Source organism: Prevotella sp. HMSC073D09, from assembly GCF_001814145.1.
Taxonomy (GTDB): Bacteria; Bacteroidota; Bacteroidia; order Bacteroidales; family Bacteroidaceae; genus Prevotella; species Prevotella conceptionensis.
On record NZ_KV815108.1, the window covers coordinates 21631 to 31225 of the forward strand.

6 protein-coding genes are annotated in these 9595 nt (G+C 48.3%); 2 read left to right on the top strand and 4 right to left on the bottom strand.

Annotated features, from left to right (window positions below; genetic code table 11):
• The first annotated feature begins 1143 nt into the window (after window positions 1-1143).
• Both HMPREF2955_RS09265 and HMPREF2955_RS09270 read left to right on the top strand, forming a co-directional pair.
• Window positions 1144-2547, top strand: coding sequence for a T9SS type A sorting domain-containing protein (locus HMPREF2955_RS09265; protein ID WP_070722870.1), 1404 nt, complete (start codon window positions 1144-1146; stop codon window positions 2545-2547).
• 87 nt (window positions 2548-2634) lie between these two features.
• A complete protein-coding gene (locus HMPREF2955_RS09270; RefSeq protein ID WP_070722872.1) occupies window positions 2635-5079 on the top strand; it encodes a phosphodiester glycosidase family protein in 2445 nt (814 codons plus the stop codon).
• 197 nt (window positions 5080-5276) lie between these two features.
• Here the strand turns inward: HMPREF2955_RS09270 and HMPREF2955_RS09275 are convergent, their stop codons facing one another.
• From HMPREF2955_RS09275 to HMPREF2955_RS09290, 4 genes are all read right to left on the bottom strand, one after another.
• The gene (locus tag HMPREF2955_RS09275) at window positions 5277-5468 is read right to left on the bottom strand and encodes a hypothetical protein (RefSeq protein WP_070722874.1); all 192 of its coding nucleotides are present in this window, start codon (window positions 5466-5468) and stop codon (window positions 5277-5279) included.
• Window positions 5469-5616: 148 nt separating this feature from the next.
• Window positions 5617-6261 (bottom strand): trimeric intracellular cation channel family protein, encoded by a 645-nt coding sequence (locus HMPREF2955_RS09280; RefSeq protein ID WP_019187201.1) that lies wholly within the window; start codon window positions 6259-6261, stop codon window positions 5617-5619.
• A gap of 183 nt (window positions 6262-6444) precedes the next feature.
• Window positions 6445-7404: a D-2-hydroxyacid dehydrogenase gene (locus tag HMPREF2955_RS09285; protein ID WP_070722876.1), complete on the bottom strand. Its 960-nt coding sequence runs from the start codon at window positions 7402-7404 to the stop codon at window positions 6445-6447.
• 198 nt (window positions 7405-7602) lie between these two features.
• The gene (locus HMPREF2955_RS09290; protein ID WP_070722878.1) at window positions 7603-8880 is read right to left on the bottom strand and encodes a replication-associated recombination protein A; all 1278 of its coding nucleotides are present in this window, start codon (window positions 8878-8880) and stop codon (window positions 7603-7605) included.
• Between the last annotated feature and the right edge of the window lie 715 nt (window positions 8881-9595).

The following is a 9595-nucleotide window of genomic DNA, read 5'->3' on the forward strand; positions in this document are numbered from 1 at the left end:
TTGGTGCTAAATGCAATGCGTTTTGGTGCTAAATACAGCGCATTTTGGTGCTAAACGCAAGGCAAAATGTTGCTAAATGCAAGACGAGAAGTATAAATATACGCTGAAATGGTATATACAAAACCCTTTCGAACCACTAAATACATGGTCAAAAAGGACAAAATGGCCGTTAAAAAGTGGAGTTTTAGGGGCAAAAAGTGCGTAATTGGGCGTGAAAAATAATGAGCTGGCAAGCAAACTAGAAAGGCAAAATGGTGCAAAATGCAGGTCCTTTTCTTAAAAATGGACTAAAGCAGAAGCGTGCAAGGTTGCAAAATGCGGCTAATTGCATGTTTTTTGGAGGTAATTCACGCTAGAAAGGGACGGCGAGTGGAGCGTGTTTTGTAAAACATAGCGTAAGATTTTAAGGTTTGTAAGTTTATGGCTTTGTGGGTTTGTTTGCTTGTTAGGTATTAAGTTTATGGGGTTATGCTGTTTGTAAGCTTATGGTTTGGTATGTTTGTTTGCTTATGGGGTTGAGAATTTGTTGGCTGATTTGGTCATGAGTTTGTAAGTTTATGAGTTACATAAATAAAGTGAAGGGGGGAGGGAAAATGGCGCGATTTGGTAGAGTTTAGCTTGGTAAGAATGGATTGAAGGATGGTTTCTGCTGGTTTATTGGCGCTTATCTGCGGTGTCTGCCTATGCGGTGTTAGCAGCTTTTAGTCAGCGGTTTGCACCGATTTGTGGCGTTGTCGTTCGCTTGTTTCCTCCTTTTTACGTGTTTACAATCCAAAAATAAGCGACAAACAATTAAAATAATATAAATTCGTGATAATGTAAAAAGAAATTCATATATTTGCAATATGGCAACAAATGTTTCGCGTTAGCGAACGTGGAACGTTTAGAATGAGCTTGATAATCAGCAAACTTGCCGACACAATCTAGTCAACTGCACCGCTCTTGTCAACTCGTCAACTTGTCAGCTGAGCAATGCTCTCGTCAGCTTGTAAACTCGTCAACTCGTTAACTTGTCAACTGAGCAATGCTCTCGTCATCTTGTCAACTAGGAAACATTGCTTTGGCAAGAACGCATGCTTTACTAGGAACGAGAAAATAACTATTAACAATACCCAAATTATTACATTAAAAAGCCTAGACATTATGAGCAGAATTTTACTTCATTTGGCTGTATGCGCTTTATGTAGCGTATCGGCAGTAGCACAAAACAACAAGGATGCCGCGACTTATGCGCCGACGGCAACAGGTGAACAACTCACCAACCTGTACCTCAACTCTGCACTTTTAAACGGAGGAAACGCTGTACTTCCTGGCGGTGTGGCAGGAGATGCGCGCGGTATGGCCACGGTTAACGGTAAGATGTACGTGTGTTGCAGAGAGGGAGCCGTATCGAAACTGATAGAACTTGATGGGAAAACTGGTGCGTTGCTCCGCACAATCACCCTTCCAGAGGAGATGTGGAAAGAGGGCGAAGCGGCTCTTGGCTTTATCTGCAACGACGTTCAGGTGGACAACGCCGGGCATATCTTCGTTTCTAACCTGGCAACCGACATGCGCGGAGATGGTGCAGCCCATCTTTTTAGGGTGAACTACGTGGATGTTACCAAAACACCAGTGGCGTATAAAACGGTGTTGAACGCCACATTGCCTGCCGATTTGCCCAAGGCGATGCGCATAGACACGTACGACTTGTATGGCGACATATTGAATGGCGATGGTATCATCATGCTACCCGTGAGCGGTAACGAGGCAGGTGCAGGCAATACCGTTATTAAATATACCGTAACCAAGGGCGTGGCAGATGTTGCTAATCCGCAAACGATTGTGCTTACAAAGTTTAATCCCGAAAAGGCGGTGGCCGCTGGTGCTGCTCCGCGCATCAATATCGTAGACAACGAGCTTTTTTATCACGACGGATTTAACACGATGCCGATGTTGTATGACATGAATGGGGCTGCGGTAGACGGATTTCAAAACAACAAACCGCTCACTCCTGTAAGCACGGGACAAAATGGTGTGACGGAGTTTGAACTGAACGGCGCTTATTATCTGATTGTGGCATCAACCAATACCGATGATAAAGAAGCACCGCAAGCCTTCGACATCTTTAAGTTTAAGGACGAAAGTCGCTCGTTTGCCGACATGACTTTCCTTTATCGCTTTCCGCAAGCTGGATTAGGAAGTGTTGGAAATCCAGTAAGAACGGCGTTGCCCAGAGTGGAAATTGTTGACGGAGTAGGCGGACAAAAGAAGGCGCGCATCAACATCTATGCCTATAAAAACGGTTATGGCATCTACGAATTTGCCAACAATGTGTCGACCAACATCGCCAAGGTAGAAGGCGATAAGTTGGATTATACGGTTCGTGGAAACGTTATCACGGTGAATGCCGATGTTAAGTGCATCACGCTTTACAACGCCATTGGACAGAAGGTGGCCGAAACTGCAAACGCACAAGCGGTTAAGGCTCCTGCACGTGGCGTTTATTTGCTGCATGTTCTGGGTAAGAACGGCAATGCGAAAACGATAAAAGTAGTTATCAACTAACACCAACGGCCGATAGAATGCCTTGAAAAGGGGCTTCTGTCGGCTTACTTTTTCCTTCTTTTTATGGTATAAACACTTATTCGCCTTATGAAAAAGATTCTTCTAAGTCTTCTTGTTCTGCTGATGCTGGCAGCTTATGTGCAGGCAAGAGACGTTGTCATTGATGGAAAGAGTTATCGTGTAGACACGGTTGCCTTGTTTAAAGCCGGACCAGGAACGCAATATCTGGCCTTGGAGTTTAAGGGCGCAAGGCGTATCAATGCTTTCTTTTTGAAAGTAGACCTCACTAATCCTTATGTCGCTTACCGCGCCGCTTTGGGGCGCGACTCAATCTACGGAGGCGAACAACCAACGCAGGTGGCAGCCCGAAAGAGCAAAGAGAAAGAAGTGTACATCGCCGGAACAAACGGCGACTTCTACAATGTGTCCGACTATGTGGGCATGCCCATTGGTTGTACAGTGGTGAATAACGAGCTGGCCAACAACGCTGCGACGTCTTATCATCGGCAGGTGTTCGCCTTCGATAAGGCTAAAATGCCCTATATCGGTGCAATGAGTTATTCGGGAAGTCTGCAAATCGGAACGGAACGTTACGCAATTAATCATGTTAACCACCTGAGAGAAGAAAACCAATTGGTGCTTTATAATCAGCACAACGGAGAATATACTCACACAGGTGCTGATGGAACAGAAGTGCTGCTTGCCCTCTCTAAGGGCGAAACATGGCAGCTGAACAAGGAAATTCGTGCAAAGGTGGTTTCGGTTGTGCGGCATAAGGGCAACATGCGCATACCAGCAGGCGGTGCAGTATTGTCTGCCAATGGGGCGATAGCCGGTAAATTGGCTGCCCTAACAGCTGGGACGGAGGTGAAAATCGCACTGAACTTGTCTATCGGTGGTGCCACTGCGCCCTTTGCCGACGTGGTTGGCGGCGACCAGCGCAGTCCCATGTTGCAGGATGGTAACGTAAATACGACCGAAGTATGGAACGAACTGCACCCGCGAACGGGGTTTGGTTACACGCAAGATAAGAAGACGGCCATTCATTGTGTGGTAGACGGACGTAGTACCATTTCTTCGGGAGCAACGACAAAAGAGTTGGCCGAGATTATGCGGTTTGTTGGCGCGTACACTGCCATGAACCTCGACGGCGGTGGTTCTAGTTGTCTGTTCCTGAAAGACTTTGGTCCGATGAATAAGAACAGCGACGGAACAGAACGAGCCGTAGGCAATGGTATCTATGTGGTTTCTACCGCGCCCACGGATAACACAATAACCGAGATAAGGAGCCTTCAAACAAAGGTTAGGCTGCCTCGTTATGGTGTTTTTAAGCCTACGTTTTACGGATATAACCGGTATGGCGTGCTTGTTTTGAAGAATGTTGAAGGCGTAAAGCAAACAGTAGACGCCAAAGTGGGTGAAGTATTGGCCGACGGCAGTTTCTTTGCATCGGGCAATCAATCGGGGGTAATCACTGCTAGCTACAACGGAGCGACGGAGAAAATAGAAGTGGAACTGCTGCCAGAGGCTCCTGTTGCCATCCGTTTAGACTCTGTTTTACTCGATAACAAGGTGACTTACCCCATTGAAGTGCAAACCGAAGTGGGGGGCAATGTGTTTAATCTGTATCCAGGTGCAATGAAGTGGGAAGTTGCCGACCCATCTGTTTGTGCTGTTACCGAAGGAGTTGTTAAGGGCTTGCAGAATGGGTCGACCATTGTAACGGGTAGGTTGGGTAGCTTTACCGACCAGCTTAAAGTGAACATTGAGATTGCCGACAAGCCCTCGCTTACTGCTTGTGCGTTTACCGATGCAACTTGGAAGGTTACTCATTCGGCCAACTTGAAAGATGTTGTCAATACTCCTACGAACGATGCTGTTAAAACAACGTTCACTTACAAGCCTGGGCGCAATCCCTATGTGACCTACAACAACGACTTCCCACTTTATGGTTTGCCCGATAGTATTAGGCTTACGTTTAATGCAGGCGAGACGAATATCAGCAAGCTTAGTTTCCGCTTTAAGGAGAACAACGGCGGCATGGCCACTATCAATAAGGAGTTTCAGGGCTTTAAAAAGAACAGGGACAACACCATTAGCCTTGCGTTGGCCGACTTAATGGACCATCCCAACGACCGAGCAGCCTATCCGTTGCACTTCAATTTCATGCAATTCTCCATCAATGGTTCGGGCATGACGAGCGATAAAGGCTACGACATTACCATTAAAGAGTTTGTTTTGGTGTATAAAGGCACCACCACGGCCATTGTTCGTCCAACAAACAATGCCTCGCAAAGGGTGTTTGTGGGTGGCACGAAGGACAATAAGCTAACGCTACACCTTGATTTAGACAAAGAAGAGCAGGTGCAAGTGCAACTCATCTCTGTGTCGGGTAAGGTGTTGCGCAAGGTTAGTTTAGGCGTTGTGGGGAAGGGTAGCTACGTTATCCCCATGCAACAGCCAATGTTTGGCGTGTATTTGCTGAAAGTGAACTATGGCAATAAGCACGAAACGGTAAAGGTTGTGATGTAAATGGCTTGCTTTTAAGCTTGCCTAAGGCACAAGCTTTCACGGAAACATAGGCATATAAAAAGGTGAAAAGATGCCGCGTGTGCATCTTTTCACCTTTCGGATGAGGGATTTTTTCTGCTGCAATTGGTACGCGCCAAGGTGGTTTGGCGATGCCTTTGCAGCCTTTTTTGTGCCGTATAACACTGTCTTTGGCTATCTTATTTCTTGGCAAAGATGCTGATATAGAGCGATGTGAATAAGGCAAAAGTCAGTGTTTCTATCGACGCGAGGATGCTGTGTACGGCTAACTGCTCGCCGATAACCATACATGCGAGCATTTTCACGACGACGATTATCACATATGCAACTACTAGTTGAATGACAAATTGTTTAATCTTGCTTGGTTTCATGGGTTCAATTAATGGTTAGTTGTTTTGTGTGTTATTGGTTATTAATAAGGTGTAGAGAACGTGGGGCGGCAAATGCAGCACGCATCTTGTTGCATCCGCCGCTGCCCCGTGTATGGTTGTGTCTTGCCCGTTGGCGGCTATCTGCCTGCTATTCCTTGGGCTTTTCTTCGCGCAGAATGGGTAGTGAGATGTGATAACGCATGGCCAAGAACCGCACAAGGCAGATGAAGAGGAAACAGATGAGCACGATGAGGCTTACTTCTACGCGCAAAGCGTACAACGCCCAGTAAAGCAAACCGCCTGCAATACTTGCCATTGCGTATATCTCCTTGCGGAAAATAAGCGGCACATTGTTGAGCAATACATCGCGAATGACACCGCCTGCCGACCCCGTTATGCAGCCCATGATGATGGCAACCCAAAAGGGATGCCCCAGGGCGAGGGCCTTTTGAAGTCCTGCAATGGTGAAGAGTCCCAACCCGAGCGTATCAAACACAAACCACGCATTGTCTAGTCGCCGCACGTATTTGGCAAAAACGATGATGGAAAGGAGGGCCAACACGGTGCAAATCATGTACACCGACGAGGTCATCCAAAAGGGTTTAACGCCCAACATCATGTCGCGTAGCGTTCCACCGCCAATGGCTACGGCGATACCGCACACCAATCCGCCGAACCAGTCTACCTGTTTGGCCGACGCATGGCGTATGCCAGATATGGCAAAGGCGAAAGTTCCTACTATTTCTATTATGGTTTGAACGGTCTGAACCAGTTCCGGGTCTCTGTATGTCATCTCTTTATAATTATCCTGAAAGGGTGAGGGCGTGCGTGGCGCACGGGCTTTTGCTTTCTATTTGCCCATCTGGCATCCATGCTGTTGGCGGTGCTTTCAAGGCCTTGTGCGCTGTTTCGTTGTCGGTAGCCTGACTGTAAAGCCTCTCCTAAACGTCTATGTTGCTCCGTGCGCCACGCTTATTTACAGCCCATTCACCACGTTTTGTGGCTTGCCTGCGATAAAGGCCTTGGCGTTTTCTATGGCCGTGGCCATCAGTCGGCCTCTCGCCTCGGCCGTAGCCCATGCTATATGGGGCGTAATAAAGGCGTTGGGTTGTTTAAGCAGCGGGTTGTCGGCCTTTGGTGGCTCGCTACTCATCACGTCGCTACCATAACCAGCCAGCCTACCTTCGGCCAAAGCCTCGGCTACATCGGCCTCGTTCACCAGCGGTCCGCGACCCGTATTCACCAAAATGGCACCGCGTTTCATCTTCGCCAGCGATTGACGGTTAATCATTTCGCGCGTGTTCTCGGTGAGCGGACAGTGCAACGACAGCACGTCGCTTTGCATCAGCAACTCTTCGAGATTGGCTTTCTCCACGCCTTCGGGCAGTTCTTCGGCCCTTTTGCTCGTAAAAGCGATAACCCGCATGCCGAAGTTTAGGGCGATGCGTGCCACCTTTTGGCCGATGTTGCCTAGGCCAACGATGCCGAATGTCTTGCCGGCCAACTCGCTAAGGGGCGTGTCCCAATAGCAGAAGTCGGCCGCCTCGCTCCATTGTCCCTTGCGGTTTTGGTCGGCGTAGTGTTCAATGCGGTTGGTGATGTTCAGCACATGTGCAAACGTCATCTGCGCAACGCTGTCGGTGCTGTATGCAGGAACGTTGGCCACCACGATGCCGCGAGCGCGCGTTTCGTCAACATCGATGATGTTATAGCCCGTGGCCAAGATGCCGATGTATTTTAGTTGGGGTAGTTGTGCAAGCGTTTCGCCCTTCAATACCACCTTGTTTGTTAGCACCATGTCGGCGTCTTTGGCTCGTGCAATCACTTCGTCGCGCGATGTTCGGTCGTATATCTCAACCTCTCCAAAGCTGTTAAGCTCTTTCCACGAGTAGTCGCCGGGGTTGGCGGTGTAGCCATCTAGTATAACGATTTTCATGTTTTAAAGTATATTTATGGGTGTATGGGTTGTTATTTAGTTGACAAGTTGACAAGAGTGGTGCGGTTGACAAGCTCGCCAGTTGACGAGTTAACGAGGGCAGTGCGCAGTTGACAAGGTCGTTTCGCAGTCGACAAGGGCGTTTGTCTGCTTGTGCATCAGCCCTTGGCTCAACGAAACCGCCTATTGGTTGCATGCTCATTTTTTCTTGTCGCCCCACAGCTGCACCATCCGTTGGTATAGTTTCTCTTCGGCAGGCGAATGCTGTGCAAACCAAAAGCGCGCGTCTTGAAGTTCGTCGGGCAAGTATTGCTGTTGGGCAAAATGTCCTTCGTAGTCGTGCGCATATTTGTAGCCGCTGCCATATCCCAGCTGTTTCATCAGCTTGGTAGGCGCATTTCGAAGATGCAGCGGCACGGGGAGATTGCCCGTTGAACGTGCCGTTTCGAGTGCGGCATTGATGCCTTGGTAGGCCGAATTGCTCTTTGCACTCGTGGCTAAGTACACTGCGGCCTCGGCTAAGGGTATTCTTCCCTCCGGCCAACCAATCTTCATCACGGCATCGAAGGCTGCATTGGCAATGAGTAAGGCGTTGGGATTGGCCAAGCCGATGTCTTCTGCCGCACTGATAACCAGTCGGCGCGCAATAAATTGCGGGTCTTCGCCGCCCTCAATCATCCTCGCCATCCAATAGAGAGCCGCGTCTGGGTCGCTGCCGCGTATGCTTTTGATGAAGGCCGACACGATGTCGTAATGCATTTCGCCGTCCTTGTCGTAAGCCAAGGGGTTTTGTTGCAGACATTTCACCACCGTTTCATCGTCTATCAGCACATGGGGTGCGTTGGCAGGCGAGGCCTCAACCACCAATTCGAGAATGTTTAGCAGCTTGCGTGCATCGCCTCCGCTGTATCTTATCAGGGCTGTGCTCTCTTTTACCTCGATGTTTCGTTGTTGTAAAATCACATCGGTGTTCAGTGCGCGTTGTATAAGTTCTTCAAGGTCTTCTTTGCTAAGGCTTTGCAGCACATATAGCTGACAACGCGAAAGCAAGGGGCGAATAACCTCGAACGATGGGTTTTCGGTGGTGGCTCCGATAAGTGTAACGATGCCTTTTTCTACTGCTCCCAACAGCGAGTCTTGCTGCGACTTGCTGAACCGGTGTATCTCGTCGATGAAGAGAATGGGCGAATGCGACCCGAAGAAGCGGCCGCTCTTGGCCTTTTCTATCACCTCGCGCACATCCTTAACGCCACTTGTCACCGCGCTTAGCGTGTAGAAGGGCGTTTCTAGTTTCTTTGCAACGATTTGTGCGAGCGTAGTTTTGCCTACCCCAGGTGGCCCCCAGAGTATGAAAGAGGGTATGCGGCCGCCCTCAATCATGTTGCGCAGCACGGCGTTTGGCCCTACTAAATGTTTCTGCCCTACGTAATCGTCGAGCGAGCGTGGGCGCATTCTTTCGGCTAATGGTTCACTCATTGCTGCAAAGTTAGCGAAAACGTACTACTCCACAAAATAAATGGGAGGCAGATTAGGGTCGTATGAGGTGGCCTGTGGGTGAAAAGGGGTGGACTTTTGCACCCAAACCCACTTCGGGCGCTTATAAAAAAGTGTTGATAATGCGGGTAGGCAGCCTGTGATAACTTGCGCGTTGACAAAGCATTATGTGTTGTTGGCAGTCTAGTTGTTGGCGCGATGCAATGCAATAAGAAACGCCTGAGCCATGCAAGTGAAATTAAATATGTTAAATTTGGTTTTTAATTTTTACAAAACTACTCCTCCGCGGCGAGGTGTTTTAGAGAAAATGGGGGGCGAAAAGCATAGTAAATGCCGCGGTTTTTCATCTTTTCTGTTTTCTTTTTCTTCGTTTTAGGGTTGGCTAACCTGCATTTTGCACCATTTAGCCTTTCTAGTTTGCTTGCCAGCTCATTATTTCTTAAGCCCAATAACGCACTTTTAGCCCCTAAAACCCTACTTTTTAACGCCTGTTTTGCCCTTTCGAGCCATGTTTTTATGGTTATAAAAGGTTTGGTTTATACCATTGCAGTGTATACTTATGCTTAATCGGCTTGCATTTAGCGGCATTTAGCCTTGCGTTTAGCACCAAAACGCACTGCATTTAGCACCAAAACGCATTGCGTTTAGCGGCAAAACGCACTACGTTTAGCACCAAAATGCACTGCGTTTTGTACCA